The 16042-nt window shown below is 70.8% G+C and carries 14 protein-coding genes, 1 rRNA gene and 1 riboswitch; of the genes, 12 read left to right on the plus strand and 3 right to left on the minus strand.

The features are described 5' to 3' along the window. From rrf to ACFV2S_RS24810, 11 genes are all read left to right on the plus strand, one after another. Window positions 1–105: ribosomal RNA gene (gene rrf, locus ACFV2S_RS24760) — 5S ribosomal RNA — on the plus strand; the annotation flags it as partial. Between the two features lie 148 nt (window positions 106–253). After that, entirely contained in the window at window positions 254–862 is a 609-nt protein-coding gene (locus ACFV2S_RS24765; protein WP_383797824.1) for a CDP-alcohol phosphatidyltransferase family protein, read from the plus strand. Between the two features lie 116 nt (window positions 863–978). Continuing rightward, window positions 979–3474: a sugar phosphate nucleotidyltransferase gene (locus ACFV2S_RS24770; RefSeq protein ID WP_385563038.1), complete on the plus strand. Its 2496-nt coding sequence runs from the start codon at window positions 979–981 to the stop codon at window positions 3472–3474. 101 nt (window positions 3475–3575) lie between these two features. Continuing rightward, complete coding sequence (locus ACFV2S_RS24775; protein WP_385563041.1) at window positions 3576–4505, plus strand: DUF881 domain-containing protein; 930 nt, start codon at window positions 3576–3578, stop codon at window positions 4503–4505. Beyond that, complete coding sequence (locus ACFV2S_RS24780) at window positions 4502–4834, plus strand: small basic family protein (RefSeq protein ID WP_015032176.1); 333 nt, start codon at window positions 4502–4504, stop codon at window positions 4832–4834. Before ACFV2S_RS24775 ends, ACFV2S_RS24780 begins: the two co-directional genes overlap by 4 nt. Window positions 4835–4839: 5 nt before the next feature. Then, a complete protein-coding gene (locus tag ACFV2S_RS24785; protein ID WP_385563044.1) occupies window positions 4840–5778 on the plus strand; it encodes a DUF881 domain-containing protein in 939 nt (312 codons plus the stop codon). 81 nt (window positions 5779–5859) lie between these two features. After that, window positions 5860–6801 carry an FHA domain-containing protein gene (locus tag ACFV2S_RS24790; protein WP_383797831.1) on the plus strand — a complete coding sequence of 314 codons (942 nt, stop codon included), beginning with the start codon at window positions 5860–5862 and terminating at the stop codon, window positions 6799–6801. Between the two features lie 31 nt (window positions 6802–6832). Next, window positions 6833–7579: a MerR family transcriptional regulator gene (locus tag ACFV2S_RS24795; RefSeq protein ID WP_385563047.1), complete on the plus strand. Its 747-nt coding sequence runs from the start codon at window positions 6833–6835 to the stop codon at window positions 7577–7579. A gap of 109 nt (window positions 7580–7688) precedes the next feature. After that, window positions 7689–8162, plus strand: a complete 474-nt coding sequence (locus ACFV2S_RS24800; RefSeq protein ID WP_017238433.1) for a bifunctional nuclease family protein — start codon at window positions 7689–7691, stop codon at window positions 8160–8162. Window positions 8163–8354: 192 nt separating this feature from the next. Further along, on the plus strand, window positions 8355–8978 hold the full coding sequence (locus tag ACFV2S_RS24805) for a MerR family transcriptional regulator (protein WP_383797829.1): 624 nt from the start codon (window positions 8355–8357) through the stop codon (window positions 8976–8978). A gap of 232 nt (window positions 8979–9210) precedes the next feature. After that, window positions 9211–10569 carry a DNA polymerase IV gene (locus ACFV2S_RS24810; protein WP_385563052.1) on the plus strand — a complete coding sequence of 453 codons (1359 nt, stop codon included), beginning with the start codon at window positions 9211–9213 and terminating at the stop codon, window positions 10567–10569. A gap of 51 nt (window positions 10570–10620) precedes the next feature. Here ACFV2S_RS24810 and ACFV2S_RS24815 read toward each other — a convergent pair whose 3' ends face one another. Further along, window positions 10621–10995, minus strand: a complete 375-nt coding sequence (locus tag ACFV2S_RS24815) for a PRC-barrel domain-containing protein (RefSeq protein ID WP_385563055.1) — start codon at window positions 10993–10995, stop codon at window positions 10621–10623. Between the two features lie 113 nt (window positions 10996–11108). Next, window positions 11109–11208, plus strand: a riboswitch (glycine riboswitch). A 179-nt stretch (window positions 11209–11387) separates the two neighbouring features. Here ACFV2S_RS24815 and gcvP point away from each other — a divergent pair. Next, complete coding sequence (gene gcvP / locus ACFV2S_RS24820) at window positions 11388–14273, plus strand: aminomethyl-transferring glycine dehydrogenase (protein ID WP_383792809.1); 2886 nt, start codon at window positions 11388–11390, stop codon at window positions 14271–14273. A gap of 82 nt (window positions 14274–14355) precedes the next feature. On the opposite strand, the gene ACFV2S_RS24825 is transcribed toward gcvP, so the two are convergent. Together ACFV2S_RS24825 and ACFV2S_RS24830 are read right to left on the minus strand one after the other, a co-directional pair. Then, complete coding sequence (locus tag ACFV2S_RS24825) at window positions 14356–14562, minus strand: DUF5999 family protein (protein ID WP_361406387.1); 207 nt, start codon at window positions 14560–14562, stop codon at window positions 14356–14358. A gap of 333 nt (window positions 14563–14895) precedes the next feature. Beyond that, a complete protein-coding gene (locus ACFV2S_RS24830; RefSeq protein WP_385563060.1) occupies window positions 14896–15486 on the minus strand; it encodes a hypothetical protein in 591 nt (196 codons plus the stop codon). Window positions 15487–16042: the final 556 nt, after the last annotated feature.

Below are 16042 nucleotides of genomic sequence, written 5' to 3' on the forward strand. Positions count from 1 at the left end.
AGCGTTAGGGAAACGCCCGGTTACATTCCGAACCCGGAAGCTAAGCCTTTCAGCGCCGATGGTACTGCAGGGGGGACCCTGTGGGAGAGTAGGACGCCGCCGAACAATTTTTAGCCTCAACCCCTGGACCTTGTCCGGGGGTTGAGGCATTTTTGCGTTCTGCGCCGGGCGGTGCCCCCTGTGCGCGGCGGCGCTGTGGCTGCGGGTAAGGTCAGGGAGCATCGTCCGTACGTTCCCAGCAGGAGGCCCCCGGGTGGAGGTCCAGGAGACCCGCGTTCAGACCGACCGGGTTCTCACCATCCCCAATATCCTGAGCATGGCTCGCCTCGTGGGTGTGCCGCTCTTCCTGTGGCTGATTCTCCGACCTGTGTTCGGCGGCCCCAACAGCGACGGCTGGGCGCTGCTCGTGCTGATGCTCAGCGGCGTCAGCGACTATCTCGACGGCAAACTGGCCCGGCGCTGGAACCAGATCAGCAGCCTCGGCCGGCTGCTCGATCCTGCCGCCGACCGCTTGTACATCCTGTCCACCCTCGTGGGCCTCACCTGGCGGGAGATTCTTCCCCTCTGGCTGACGGCCGCGCTTCTGGCGCGCGAGGCCATGCTGCTCGTGATGGTGGCAATCCTCCGCCGGCACGGTTACCCGCCGCCGCAGGTGAACTTCCTCGGGAAAGCTGCGACATTCAACTTGATGTACGCCTTCCCGTTGCTGCTTCTCAGTGACGGAACGGGCTGGCTTTCGTCACTCGCTGAAGTTTTCGGGTGGGCCTTCGCCGGATGGGGTACAACTCTGTATTGGTGGGCAGGGATCCTCTACGTGGTCCAGGTCCGCCGACTCGTGAAGGCGGATACCGCGGCCGATTGAGCCCGTCTGTCCTGTGCCGAGCAGCGTCGCCGGCAACAACGAGGACGTCCCAGGGCCCCTGAGCGGACAGGTGAAGTCGGCAGGACCGTCGTCTCTTCAAGGAGGACGCTTCCGACATGAAGGCCGTCGTGATGGCCGGTGGCGAAGGAACCCGACTTCGCCCCATGACCTCGAGCATGCCCAAGCCTCTACTGCCGGTGGTGAACCGGCCGATCATGGAGCACGTCCTACGACTGCTCAAGAGGCACGGTCTCAACGAGACCGTCGTCACCGTGCAGTTTCTCGCCTCACTCGTCAGGAACTACTTCGGCGACGGCGAGGAGCTCGGCATGGAGCTCACGTATGCCAACGAGGAAAAGCCACTCGGTACAGCGGGAAGTGTGAAGAACGCCGAGGAAGCGTTGAAGGACGACGCCTTCCTCGTGATCTCCGGTGACGCGCTCACCGATTTCGACCTCACCGATCTCATCGCCTTCCACAAGGAGAAGGGCGCCCTCGTCACGGTCTGCCTCACCCGGGTGCCGAACCCATTGGAATTCGGCATCACGATCGTCGACGAAGAGGGCAAGGTCGAGCGTTTCCTGGAGAAACCGACCTGGGGCCAGGTCTTCTCGGACACCGTGAACACGGGCATCTACGTGATGGAGCCCGAGGTCTTCGACTACGTCCAGGCAGACGTCTCGGTCGACTGGTCGGGTGACGTCTTCCCGCAGCTGATGAAGGAGGGCAAGCCGATCTACGGCTATGTCGCCGAGGGCTACTGGGAGGACGTCGGCACCCACGAGAGCTACGTGAAGGCACAGGCGGACGTCCTGGAGGGCAAGGTCCAGGTCGACATCGACGGCTTCGAGATCTCGCCCGGGGTGTGGGTCGCGGAAGGCGCCGAGGTGCATCCCGACGCCGTGCTCCGCGGACCGCTGTACATCGGCGACTACGCCAAGGTCGAGGCGGACGCCGAGATCCGCGAACACTCGGTCATCGGCTCGAACGTGGTCGTGAAGAGCGGCGCCTTCCTGCACAAGGCGGTCGTCCACGACAACGTCTACGTCGGGCAGCAGAGCAATCTGCGTGGCTGTGTGATCGGGAAGAACACCGACATCATGCGGGCCGCCCGGATCGAGGACGGGGCCGTCATCGGGGACGAGTGCCTCATCGGCGAAGAGTCGATCGTGCAGGGGAACGTACGGGTCTATCCCTTCAAGACGATCGAAGCCGGCGCCTTCGTCAACACCTCCGTCATCTGGGAGTCCCGGGGACAGGCCCATCTCTTCGGGGCGCGCGGCGTCTCCGGCATCCTGAACGTGGAGATCACCCCCGAGCTGGCCGTCCGGCTCGCGGGCGCGTACGCGACGACCCTCAAGAAGGGGTCGACCGTCACCACCGCGCGCGACCACTCCCGCGGCGCGCGGGCGCTGAAACGGGCGGTGATCTCGGCGCTTCAGGCCAGCGCCATCGACGTACGCGACCTCGAGAACGTACCCCTGCCGGTGGCGCGGCAGCAGACCGCGCGGGGAAGCGCCGGCGGGATCATGGTGCGGACCTCGCCCGGCGTGCCCGATTCCGTCGACATCATGTTCTTCGACGAACGGGGAGCGGACCTCTCGCAGGGCGGGCAGCGGAAGCTGGACCGGGTGTTCGCGCGCCAGGAGTACCGGCGGGCCTTCCCCGGTGAGATCGGCGACCTGTCGTTCCCGGCGAGCGTCTTCGACTCGTACACCGGCTCCCTGCTGAGGAACGTCGACACCACCGGGATCGCCGAAGCCGGACTGAAGGTCGTCGTGGACGCCTCCAACGGCAGCGCCGGGCTGGTGCTGCCCAGCCTGCTCGGGCGGCTCCAGGTCGACTCGCTGACCATCAATCCCGGTCTCGACGAGTCGCGGCCCACGGAGTCGGCCGAGAGCCGGCGGGCCGGTCTCGTACGGCTCGGGGAGATCGTGGCCTCGGCGCGTGCCGCGTTCGGGGTGCGGTTCGACCCCGTCGGCGAGCGCCTCTCGCTCGTGGACGAGCGCGGGCGGATCATCGAGGACGACCGGGCGCTCCTGGTGATGCTGGACCTGGTGGCCGCCGAGCGGCGGTCCGGGCGGGTCGCGCTGCCCGTCACCACGACCCGTATCGCCGAACAGGTCGCCGCCTACCACGGCACCCAGGTCGAGTGGACGACGACCTCGCCCGACGACCTCACGAGGGTCGGACGCGAGGAGTCGACGATCTTCGGCGGCGACGGGCGCGGCGGATTCATCATTCCCGAGTTCAGCAGCGTCTTCGACGGGGCCGCCGCGTTCGTGCGGCTCATCGGGCTGGTGGCGCGGACGCAGCTCACGCTGAGCCAGATCGACGCCCGGATCCCGCGGGCGCACGTCCTGAAGAAGGACGTCGCCACCCCGTGGGCCGTGAAGGGGCTCGTGATGCGCCGGGTGGTGGAGGCGGCCGGCAGCCGGTCCGTGGACACCACCGACGGAGTGCGGGTGGTGGAGGCCGACGGGCGGTGGGTGATGGTGCTGCCCGACCCCGCCGAGGCCGTCACCCATCTGTGGGCGGAAGGTCCCGACGACGCCTCCGCCCAGGCCCTGCTCGACGAGTGGGCCGAGGTGGTCGACAGCGCAGGTCGCTGACGGTACCGGCGGGTCCGGCCGGGAGGTGCCCGAGGGGCGCCTCCCGGTCGCGGGGAGGGGCCATTCGGCGGTAGGCCGTGCGACGTGCGACGATGTGCGGCATGTCGCAGCAGCCCCCCGTTCGGAGCACCGGATCACCGCCGCCGCGTCCGGACGCGTCCATGTCGCTGCTGAACAACGTGATCGACCACGCGCTCGACGACGGTTACGCCGAGGCGACCGCCCGGCGCGCGGCCGAGGGCGGGGGTCTGCCCCGCAGTCTGCGGGCCAAGCTCGGTGTCGCCGCGGGGCTTCTGCTCGCCGCGGTCGTGGTCACCGTCGGCGCCGCCGAGGCGCGGATCTCCGCACCGGTCGTCGCCAAGGAGCGGCAGGACCTGATCGACCGGATCGAGAAGGAGACGTCGTCCGCCGATCAGCTGGAGGCGGACGTCGAGCGGATCCGGGACGAGGTCGGAGCGCGCCAGCGGCAGGCCCTGCAGCAGCACGGCGGCGACCAGACCCAGCTCGTGGCACTCCTCTCGGGCGCGACCCCTGTGCACGGCCCCGGGGTCAAGCTCGTCGTGGACGACGCCAAGGGCACCGACACCGGGGGCGGCGGGCCGAGGGAGAGCGCCGGCTTCACCGACACGGGCCGGGTCCGCGACCGGGACATGCAGCGGGTGGTCAACGGGCTGTGGGAGTCGGGTGCCGAGGCCGTCGCCATCAACGGGCAGCGGCTGACATCGCTGTCCGCGATCCGGGCGGCCGGTGACGCCGTGCTGGTCGACAACAAGCCGCTGGTGCCGCCGTACACCGTCCTCGCGATCGGGGACGGACAGCGGCTGAGCACCGCGTTCCAGGACAGCGCCGACGGGCAGTACCTGCACGCGCTGGTGGAGAACTTCGGGATCAGGAGCAGGATCTCGGCCGAGGGCGACGTACGCCTGCCGGCCGCGCCGAGCCTGACCGTACGTACCGCAGAGCCGAGGGGGGCCGGGGCGGCGACGCCGTCCGGCCGGGCCACGGCCGACACAGGGAAGGGCACATCGTGATCGCCGTACTGGGCCTGATCGTCGGAGTCGTGGTCGGACTGTTGGTCCGTCCCGAGGTTCCGGCGGTGGTCGAGCCCTATCTTCCGATCGCCGTGGTCGCCGCCCTCGACGCGGTCTTCGGCGGCCTGCGGGCCATGCTCGACGGGATCTTCGTCGACAAGGTCTTCGTGGTCTCGTTCCTCTCGAACGTGGTCGTGGCCGCGCTGATCGTCTTCCTCGGCGACAAGCTGGGCGTGGGCGCGCAGCTCTCGACCGGTGTGGTCGTCGTGCTGGGCATCCGTATCTTCTCCAACGCGGCCGCCATCCGGCGTCACGTGTTCCGGGCGTGAGGCCGATGAGCGAGAACCCCGAGAACCCCGAGAACCCCGAGAAGTCCGAGAACTCCGGGAACGCCGAGAACCCCGAGAGCTCCCGAAGCTCCGAGCGGGCCCAGGCCGGGACGCCCGGTCCGGAGAGGCGCGGGACGCCCGAGGCCGCGCGGCCCGAGGCGCCGGCCGAGGACGTCCGGGCGCCCGAGGTGCCCGTCGCGGCCGGGCCACCGGCCGCCGCCGAGCCGAGCGGCCGGCGGAGGCTCGTCTCGGCCCTGTGGCCGCCGCGGGTCACCCGGGCCCAACTCGTCGTCGCCCTGCTGCTGTTCGTCCTCGGTCTGGGTCTGGCCATCCAGGTCTCCTCGACGAGTGAGAACAGCGCGCTGCGCGGGGCCCGTCAGGAGGACCTCGTGCGGATCCTCGACGAACTCGACGACCGCACGCAGCGCCTGGAGGACGAGAAGACCCGGCTGGAGAAGCAGCGCACCGAGCTGGAGTCCAGCTCGGACCAGGCCGAGGAGGCGCGCAAGCAGACCCAGGAGAAGGAGCGGCAGCTCGGCATCCTGGCGGGCAGCGTCGCCGCCGAGGGGCCGGGCATCACGCTCACCGTCGGAGATCCGACCGGGGCGGTGGAGTCCGACATGCTGCTCGACGCCATCCAGGAGCTGCGCGCGGCGGGCGCCGAGGCGATCCAGGTCAACGGTGTCCGGGTGGTCGCGGACAGTTATTTCACCGGTAGCGGCGATGACATGCGGATCGATGGAACGAAGGTGGCCGCTCCGTACGTCTTCAAGGTCATCGGCAAGCCGGAGGATCTCGAGCCCGCGCTCAACATCCCCGGCGGTGTCGTGCAGACCCTGGAGAAGGAGCAGGCCACAGCCACGGTGGAGCGGTCGGCGAAGATCGTCGTCGACGCCTTGCGACCCGCGAAGCGGCCTGACTACGCTCAGTCGTCCTCCCAGTGAGCGGGGGACGAGGGGGGTCCCGCGACAAGGGCAAGACGTTGCGGGGGGTCGGCGCACCACAACGGTGGTGCGTGGTGGAAACTGTCCGGAGGATACGGACGTTGTGAAGGTGTCCGGGTCGGCAGGTGTGAAGGATCTCGGTTCGTCCTGCCCCACGGGCGGGTCTGTTTCGGTCAAGGGGAATCGCCCGTGAAGTTGTTTGCGAAGTTGTTCGGCAAGAGCGCACGCGAGGACGGCGGCAACGCCAAGCATGCCGCGCCGCGCCACGCCCAGAGCGAGGAGCAGGGTGGCGAGCGCCCGCTCTTCCGTGACGAGGTCGATGGCCGGGGTGGTGACATTCCGGGCACACAGGGCGCGTCTTCTGTTGACCCCGCCGGGGCCGCCCGCATAGGTTTCGGAGAACCATCAACCTCAAGTACGGGTGGAGGGTTTACGCCCGACCCGTACGCGACACAGACCTCCGCGGGTCAGCCGCGGCAGGAGGATGCGTCCATGCCGGTGTGCACGAGGTGCGGTCATCGCAACACGGCCGACAGCCGCTTCTGCTCCCACTGCGGTACGCCGCTGCGGGGCGGGGTCGCCCCCGAGCGTGCGTCGGAGACGACGTCGACGATCTCCATCTCGGGGCTGGAGGCGTACGACGCCGAGGTTACCGGTCAGACCGCCCTTCCGTCGCTGTCGGCCGAGGCGCTCGCCGCCGTGGAGGCGCTGCCGTTGGGCTCCGCGCTCCTCGTGGTGCGCCGGGGGCCGAACTCGGGCAGCCGGTTCCTGCTCGACGGTGAGCTGACGACGGCCGGCCGTCACCCGCAGAGCGACATCTTCCTGGACGACTTCACGGTCTCCCGGCGGCATGTCGAGTTCCGGCGGGCGCAGGACGGCAGCTTCACGGTGGCCGACGTCGGCAGCCTCAACGGCACGTACGTCAACCGCGAGCCGATCGAATCGGTCGTCCTGTCCAACGGCGACGAGGTACAGATCGGCAAGTACCGGCTGGTCTTCTACTCGAGCCAGCGAGGCGTGTGACGCCTCGGGGAAGCCCCTTCAGGGAAGGTCCATGCTGCGAACACCGACGGGCGGTGCCGGATCCGGCACCGCCGCCGCGGGCGACCAGTTGGTGAGCATCGGCACGGTGCTGAACCAGCTGCGCGACGAATTTCCCGAAGTGACGATCTCCAAGATCCGGTTCCTGGAGGCCGAGGGGCTGGTCGAGCCCCGGCGTACGGCCTCCGGGTACCGGAAGTTCAGCCCGCAGGACGTGGAGCGGCTCGCTCGCATCCTGCGGATGCAGCGGGACCACTACCTTCCGCTGAAGGTCATCCGTGAGCACCTCGACGCCCTCGAGCGGGGCGAGCCGATCAAGCTCCCGGCGCCCGGGCGGAGGCGGGACCTGGTCGAAGGGGCCTGGGACGAGGACGAGGCGGAGTCGCCGACCGTCGCCCGGCTCGGGCGTGCCGAATTGATCGCCGCCGCCGACGTGACCGAGGCCGAGCTCGCCGAGTGGGAGGCGTACGGTCTGATCTCCGAGTCGGAGGGCGGCGGCTACGACGCCGAGACCGTCACCGTGGCCAGACTCGTCGCGGATCTGGGGAGATTCGGTCTGGAGCCCCGGCACCTGCGGGCCGTGAAGGCGGCCGCGGACCGTGAGGCCGGACTGATCGAGCAGGTGGTCGCGCCGCTGCGCCGGCACCGTAACCCGCAGACCAGGGCCCACGCGGAGGCCACCGCGAAGGAGCTCGCCGCGCAGTCCGTGCGGTTGCACGCCGCCCTCGTCCAGACCGCTCTCGGGCTCCGCCCGCAGTGATCCCGGGGCCTCCGGGAGGGGGCCCGGAGGGCGCTCGGAGGACCCTCGGGCAGGGGGACCCGGGGGGCCCGACTATCCAAACCGGTCGGGCACGTCCTAGGGTTGCTGTGTGAACGAGCTCGACGTTGTGGGTGTCCGGGTGGAAATGCCCTCCAACCAGCCGATCGTGCTCCTGCGTGAAGTGGGAGGCGATCGGTACCTCCCCATCTGGATCGGACCGGGTGAGGCGACCGCGATCGCCTTCGCCCAGCAGGGGATGGCCCCTCCGCGGCCGCTGACGCACGACCTGTTCAAGGACGTGCTGGAGGCCGTGGGGCAGGAGCTCACCGAGGTCCGCATCACGGATCTGCGTGACGGGGTCTTCTACGCCGAGCTGGTCTTCGCCAGCGGCGTCGAGGTCAGCGCGCGGCCGTCGGACGCGATAGCCCTGGCCCTTCGGACCGGGACGCCGATCTTCGGCAGCGACGGCGTGCTGGACGACGCCGGCATCGCGATTCCGGACGAGCAGGAGGACGAGGTGGAGAAGTTCCGCGAGTTCCTCGACCAGATCTCACCGGAGGACTTCGGGACCAACAGCCAGTGAGGCGGAGTGGCTCGGCCGGAGGTCGTCCGCGGGGTGCCGTCAGGGCATTCGAGTAGCCTTTCCCCGGAGAGAGTCACGCCAAACCACTCTCAGGGTGATTATCACTCGGCGTGCCGAGTGTGGCGATCGTTGACGCACCCCGAGTGACTGCCTACCTTCGTGTGGGCAGGTCAAGGACGGAGGGTCGGCGTGATGAGCAGCGCGGACGGTACGGCGGGAAGCTCGCTCGGGCGCGTGTCCGGGGAGAGCGGTCCGTATCCGCTTCACGGCAGTGTGGGCGACTTCGGGACGGAGACCGGTGCCGGTGGCGGCATCGCCGACGCGGCGATCGGCTACCGCGGGCCGACGGCCTGCGCGGCCGCCGGGATCACCTATCGCCAGCTGGACTACTGGGCACGCACCGGGCTCGTGGAGCCGAGCGTGCGACCCGCGCACGGGTCGGGGACGCAGCGGCTGTACAGCTTCCGCGACGTCGTCGTACTGAAGATCGTCAAGCGTTTCCTCGACACCGGGGTGGCGCTCCAGAACATCCGGGCCGCGGTGCAGCACCTGCGCGCCCGGGGCTTCCGGGACCTGGAGCGGATGACGCTCATGAGCGACGGGGCCACGGTCTACGAGTGCTCGTCGCCCGACGAGGTCGTCGACCTCCTCCAGGGCGGGCAGGGCGTCTTCGGCATCGCCGTCGGGGTGGTGTGGCGGGACGTCGAGGCCGCGCTGTCGCAGCTCCACGGTGAGCGGGTCGACACCGGCGAGACGCTCGTCGGGCACAACCCGGGCGACGAGCTGGCACGGCGACGGCGCGACAGGGCGGTCTGAGGGCGGCCTGCCGTCGCGCGGGCCTCTCCCGGACGTCCCCGTAGGGCCTTCAAGGCCCCTCCGGCGGCTCCCGTGGGGCCTTGAAGGCCCCACGGCGGTCCGGCGGGTCCCCGTGGGGCTTTCCACGTCTTCGGGGAGTCCGTGACGCCCCGAGGGCCTCCTGTGGCCCGGGGGCGGGGATCCCCGGCGGTCCGCGGGGGCGTTGTCAGTGGCGTAGGGCAGCATCGGACCTGTGAGAGCCGCGCCCACGATCCTGCATCTCGACATGGATGCCTTCTTCGCCGCCGCCGAGCAGGCGTCGAAGCCCAGCCTGCGCGGAAAGCCCGTGGTCGTCGGCGGCCTCGGGCCGCGCGGTGTGGTCGCCACCGCCTCGTACGAGGCCCGTCGGTTCGGCGTGCACTCGGCCATGCCGATGGGCCAGGCGCGCCGCCTCGCGCCGAACGCGGCCTATCTCGTGCCGCGCTTCGCCTTCTACCGCTCGATCAGCGACCAGGTCATGGAACTGCTCCGGCGGCTGTCCCCGCTCGTGGAGCCCCTCAGCCTCGACGAGGCCTTCGTCGACCTGGAGGCCGGCGGGGTCGCCGACGACGGCGCGAGCGCGCGGGCCGCGGGGGAGCGCCTGCGGGTCGCCATCCTCGCGACCACCGGCCTCACCGGTTCCGTCGGGCTCGCCGGGTCCAAGATGATCGCGAAGATCGCCTCCGAGGAGGCGAAGCCGGACGGCCTCGTCCTCATCGAGCCCGGCACCGAGCGGGAACTGCTCGGGCCCCGGTCGGTGCGGATCCTGCCCGGCGTCGGCCCGGCCACGGGGGAGCACCTGAGGCGCGCCGGGATCACCACCGTCTCCGACCTCGCGGAGGCGGGCGAGGACGAGCTCGTACGGCTCCTGGGGCGGGCGCACGGGGCGTCGCTGCACCGGATGGCCCAGGGGTACGACGACCGGCCCGTGGTGGCCGAGCGGGACGCGAAATCGGTGTCGGTCGAGGACACCTTCGACGTGGACCTGCACGACCGGGTCCGGATCCGGATCGAGGTCGAGCGGCTCGCGGAGCGGTGCGTGGGGCGGCTGCGGTCCTCCGGGCACTCCGGGCGGACGATCGTCCTGAAGGTGCGGCGCTACGACTTCTCGACGCTCACCCGGTCCGAGACGCTGCGCGGGCCGACGGACGACCCGGTCGTGGTGCGGGAGGCCGCGGGGCGGCTCCTGGAGGCGGTGGACACGACGGGGGGCGTGCGGCTCCTCGGCGTGGGGGTGAGCGGGCTCGCCGACTACACGCAGGAGGACCTGTTCGCCCAGGCGGAGGCCTCGGAGCGGCCGGCGGACGAGGCCGCGCCCGCGGGGTCCGACGAGCCGGAGGAGGCGCCCGACGCCGCGACGGAGGCCGCCGAGCGGGTGTGGGCGCCCGGCCACGACGTACGGCACGCCGTGTACGGGGCCGGGTGGGTCCAGGGGAGCGGGGTCGGGCGGGTCACGGTCCGATTCGAGGAGCCGTGGTCCGGTCCGGGGCGGGTGCGGACGTTCGCCGTGGACGACCCGGAGCTGGAGCCGTCGGAGCCGTTGCCGCTGGTGCGGGGGGACGCGGCGGCGTGACGTCGCCCACCCGCGCCCCCGCGCGGGCGGGTCCGTCCTGGAGGCGGGTGCTCAGGCGCCGTCCTGGCCGGCCAGGCGGCCGAAGTCCTTGTCCGGGGCGTCCGTGGGCGGCGGGGGGAGCGCCAGGCTGTAGTGGCGGTAGAGCTGGAGTTCCTGCTCGGGGGAGAGATGGCGGCCCACACCGAAGTCCGGGGCATCCTTGATCAGGGCCCTTTCGTACGGGATGTGGAGGCCGTCGTCGAGCAGGTCGCTCGGCTCCAGGGGGACGAAGGCGTCCCTGCTGAACAGCCCGGTGCGGACCGCGGCCCATTCGGGGATGCCGGTCGCGTCGTCCAGGTACACCTCGTCCACGGTTCCGATCTTGTGCCCGCTCCGGTCGAACGCCTTGCGGCCGATCAGGCTGCGCGGATCGATATCGGTCTGCACGGTCCCTCCAACTGGTCGCAACTGCTCTACACCCCTACGAAAGTGCACATCTGGGATGTCGGCCACTTGAGCGAAGAGAGCCGCAACCTCGCTGGTAGGCTGGTTGTGGCTGTCGACCCTGTGCGGGAGAGTCCCCCGGAGAAATCTTCCGGTGGGCGCCGAAGGAGCAAATCCTCCCCGGAATCTCTCAGGCCCCTGTACCGCGCGGACGAGGTCACTCTGGAAAGCAGAGCGGATGTCCGACGGCATTTCGCTCTCACCGACGGTGAAAGCCGGCGTGCCGTGAGGCGTGCCGGTGAAACTCTCAGGTTGAGATGACAGAGGGGGAGGCCGTCCGGGTACCCGCGCCGTGGTGCCCCTCGCAGGTCGTGACGACCAGGAGGCCTCCGTACATGACCGCCAACCGCACTCCGCTCTCCGAGCTCGAACAGGGCATCCCGTTCGAGCAGCGGCACATCGGGCCCGACGCCGAGGCCCGGGCCAAGATGCTCGCCCAGGTCGGTTACGGCTCGCTCGACGAGCTCACGGCCGCCGCGGTGCCGGACGTGATCAAGAACGCCGAGGCCCTGGGCCTGCCGGCCGCGCGCACCGAGGCCGAGGTCCTCGCCGAGCTGCGCACGCTCGCCGACCGCAACCAGGTCCTCGCCCCGATGATCGGCCTCGGCTACTACGGCACCTTCACGCCGCCGGTCATCCTGCGCAACGTGATGGAGAACCCCGCCTGGTACACGGCCTACACGCCGTACCAGCCGGAGATCTCCCAGGGCCGCCTGGAGGCCCTCCTCAACTTCCAGACGATGGTCGCCGACCTCACCGGCCTGCCCACCTCCGGCGCCTCCCTCCTCGACGAGGGCACCGCCGCGGCCGAGGCCATGGCGCTCGCCCGGCGCGTCGGCAAGGTCAAGAACGGTGTCTTCCTCGTCGACGCCGACGCCCTGCCGCAGACCGTCGCCGTCATCGAGACCCGCGCCGAGCCGACCGGTGTCGAGGTCGTCGTCGCCGACCTGAGCGCGGGTATCCCCGCCGAGATCGCCGAGCGCGGCGTCTTCGGCGTGCTGCTCCAGTACCCCGGTGCCTCCGGCGCCGTCCGCGACATCAAGCCGCTGATCGACGCCGCGCACGAGCTCGGCGCGATCGTCACCGTCGCCGCCGACCTGCTCGCGCTCACCCTGCTCACCTCGCCCGGCGAGCTGGGCGCGGACATCGCCGTCGGCACGACCCAGCGCTTCGGCGTCCCGATGGGCTTCGGCGGTCCGCACGCCGGCTACATGGCCGTCCAGGACAAGCACGCCCGCTCCCTGCCCGGCCGCCTGGTGGGCGTCTCCGTCGACGCCGACGGCAACCGCGCCTACCGCCTGGCCCTGCAGACCCGCGAGCAGCACATCCGCCGCGAGAAGGCCACCAGCAACATCTGCACCGCCCAGGTGCTGCTCGCCGTCATGGCCGGCATGTACGCCGTCTACCACGGTCCGGACGGCCTGAAGCAGATCGCCGAGCGGACCCACCGCTACGCCGCCATCCTCGCCGCGGGTCTCACCGCCGGCGGCGTCGAGGTCGTGCACGGCTCCTACTTCGACACCCTCACCGTCCGCGTGCCCGGCAAGGCCGACGAGGCCGTCGCCGCCGCCCGCGCGGCCGGGGTCAACCTCCACCGCGTCGACGCCGACCTCGTCTCGGTCTCCTGCGACGAGACCACCGGCCGCGAGCAGCTCGCCGCCGTCTGGGGCGCCTTCGGTGTCGAGGGCGACATCGAGGCCCTCGACGCCGCCACCGGGGACGCGATTCCCGGCGCGCTGCTGCGCTCCGACGCGTACCTGACCCACCCGGTCTTCCACGCGCACCGCTCCGAGACGTCGATGCTGCGCTACCTGCGCAGGCTCGCGGACCGCGACTACGCGCTCGACCGCGGCATGATCCCGCTCGGCTCCTGCACCATGAAGCTGAACGCGACCACCGAGATGGAGCCGGTGACCTGGCCCGAGTTCGGCCAGATCCACCCGTTCGCCCCGATCGACCAGGCGCAGGGCTACGTCACGCTCATCACCGAGCTGGAGGAGCGCCTGGCCGAGGTCACCGGCTACGACAAGGTGTCCATCCAGCCGAACGCCGGCTCGCAGGGTGAGCTCGCGGGTCTGCTCGCCGTCCGCGCGTACCACCGCGCCAACGGCGACCTCCAGCGCACCGTGTGCCTCATCCCGTCCTCCGCGCACGGCACCAACGCCGCCTCCGCGGTGATGGCCGGCATGAAGGTCGTCGTCGTCAAGACGGCGGAGGACGGCGAGGTCGACGTCGCCGACCTGCGCGCCAAGATCGAGCAGTACCGCGACGAGCTGTCCGTGCTGATGATCACCTACCCGTCCACGCACGGCGTCTTCGAGGAGCACGTCGCCGACATCTGCGCCGAGGTCCACGAGGCCGGCGGTCAGGTGTACGTCGACGGTGCCAACCTCAACGCGCTGGTCGGCCTCGCCAAGCCGGGTCACTTCGGCGGCGACGTCTCGCACCTGAACCTGCACAAGACCTTCTGCATCCCGCACGGCGGCGGCGGCCCCGGCGTCGGCCCGGTCGGCGTCCGCGCGCACCTCGCGCCGTACCTGCCGAACCACCCGCTCCAGCCCACCGCGGGCCCGGAGACCGGCGTCGGCCCGATCTCGGCCGCCCCCTGGGGCTCCGCCGGCATCCTGCCGATCTCCTGGTCGTACGTGCGCCTCATGGGCGGCGAGGGCCTCACCCGCGCCACCCAGGTCGCCGTCCTCGCGGCGAACTACATCGCCAAGCGCCTCGAGCCGCACTTCCCGGTGCTCTACACCGGCCCGAACGGGCTGGTCGCGCACGAGTGCATCGTCGACATCCGTCCGCTGGCCAAGGCCACCGGCGTCAGCGTCGACGACATCGCGAAGCGCCTCATCGACTACGGCTTCCACGCGCCGACGATGTCCTTCCCGGTGGCCGGCACGCTGATGATCGAGCCGACCGAGTCCGAGGACCTGACCGAGCTCGACCGCTTCTGCGACACCATGATCGCGATCCGGGCCGAGATCGAGAAGGTCGCCTCGGGCCAGTGGCCCGCCGACGACAACCCGCTGCACAACGCCCCGCACACCGCGGCCGCGCTGGGCGGCGAGTGGAACCACCCGTACACCCGCGACGAGGCGGTCTTCCCGGCCGGTGTCTCGGTCGCCGACAAGTACTGGCCGCCGGTGCGCCGCATCGACGGTGCCTTCGGCGACCGGAACCTGGTCTGCTCCTGCCCGCCGCTGGACGAGTACGACAACTGAGCACGCGCCGAGGGCCGGTTCGGAGGATCTCCTCCGGGCCGGCCCTCGGCGTTTCCCTCGTACGGCGTCCGGCCGCGCGCCCTCAGGCCGCGGTCGTCACCCGTCCGGCCGTCAGCGGACGGTGCGGGGCGATGATCTGCCCGTCCGGCAGGAGCTCACCGGTGTCCTCGAAGAGCAGGACGCCGTTGCACAGCAGGCTCCACCCCTGCTCGGGGTGGTGTGCCAGGAGTCGGGCCGCCTCCCGGTCGGCGGAGTCGGCGGTCGGACAGGCAGGCTGGTGCTGGCACATGGGTGGGTTCTCTCGCTGCGTCGTGGTGGATGTCCTGCGGCTCTGCGCGCTCATGGCCGCCCCCGTCGGTCGGTTCGGTTCCGGTCCCAGTCTTGCCCCACGGACGCTCTTCCGCAGGGATTTCGCGGCAGCTCGTCCTTTCCTGGGAAGACGCATCACCCGCAGGGGCGGTTCAGGTCAACTGCACCCTCTCTTCGGGTGGTTCGGAGTGGTCCCAGTGGGCTAGTCCGTACGGGAGGGGGCGTTCGGGAGGCGCGTTCGGGCGCGCGGCCCGGACCGCAGTGCGCCCCGTGACCCGGTCGGGTCACGGGGCGGGGAAGCGCGTGCGGTGGATCAGGCGGGCGCCGGCGAGCCCAGGAGGGGCGGCGGCGCGAGTCGCGTACTGAGCACGGGCAGGAGGTCGGCGACCTGGTACGGGCGGTGGGCCGCGATCCCCGGGGGTGCGGGGGCCAGGGGCACCATCAGGTCGGCCGCGGCCGGGGCGACGGTCGTGCCGTCCGCCTCCGAGTCGGCCTGGAGCCAGAGCGTCAGCATGTAGAGCTCCGGTACGGAGAGCAGCCTCGGCCGGTACGTGACGGGCAGGGCCTCGGCCTGGAGCAGGGCCCGCTCGGTGGCGGAGACGTACGGACCCTCGAAGAAGTGCGAGAAGGCCCAGCCGTCGGGGGTGAGCATGGTGTCCGCGGCGGCGATCGCCCGGTCCCCGTTCCGGATGAGGAAGCGCCAGCCGGCGAGCCGGGTGCGGGGCGCGAGCCCCGGTGCTCCGGTGACGCCGAGGACGTGCACGGGCAGCGGGTGTTCGGGGCTCAGCAGTCCCTGTGCGGCCCGCAGTGCGGGAGTTCGCGGCTCGCGGACGGCGGTCGGTGAGCCGAGGGCCGCGAGGACACTGCGGAGGGCCGGCGCAGGGGCCGGGGAGGGTCGGAGCATGGTGGGTCGCCTCTCACTCAGGAGACACGGTGGCGCGTGGGCAGGTACGACGGCGCTGTCGGCGGCGGGGCCAGAGGAGGACATGGGGCCATGGCCGGGCGCACCAACACTCTGCCTCGTCCGCGGAGTTTATACGACACGTGTTCACACAGTGTTTCCGCTAGACCTCGCGGATATTACTGACAAGGCGTCATCAGGCCGTATTAGAGGGGAGTTGAAGCGGAATCGCGGAGGCCGTACCGCCCTCACCTGCGTATTCCTCGCGAGGGCGGACGGCTGAATTCGAACCCCGAGTCCCGGAACAATATGACATTGGTATATGTCGCTTGTTCCTTGCCTTCGGGATGTGCCCGTGGAGCGCTCCGTCCAGCCTATCCTCCGACAGGCCGGTTTCGCAGGCGTTGTGGATCAGCGGCGTGGGCATCATCGTCCGTGACGCGCGGCCGCCCCCGCGGCCGCCCCCGTGGGGAGGGCGGCGTGGATGGGGGTGAATGTCGTGGGCCGCGGGGTAGGCCCCGCCCACCCGCCCCAGTACCCGCGGAAACACCCGCCGTTT

Origin of the sequence: Streptomyces sp. NPDC059695 (genome assembly GCF_042733785.1) — a bacterium.
GTDB lineage: Bacteria > Actinomycetota > Actinomycetes > Streptomycetales > Streptomycetaceae > Streptomyces.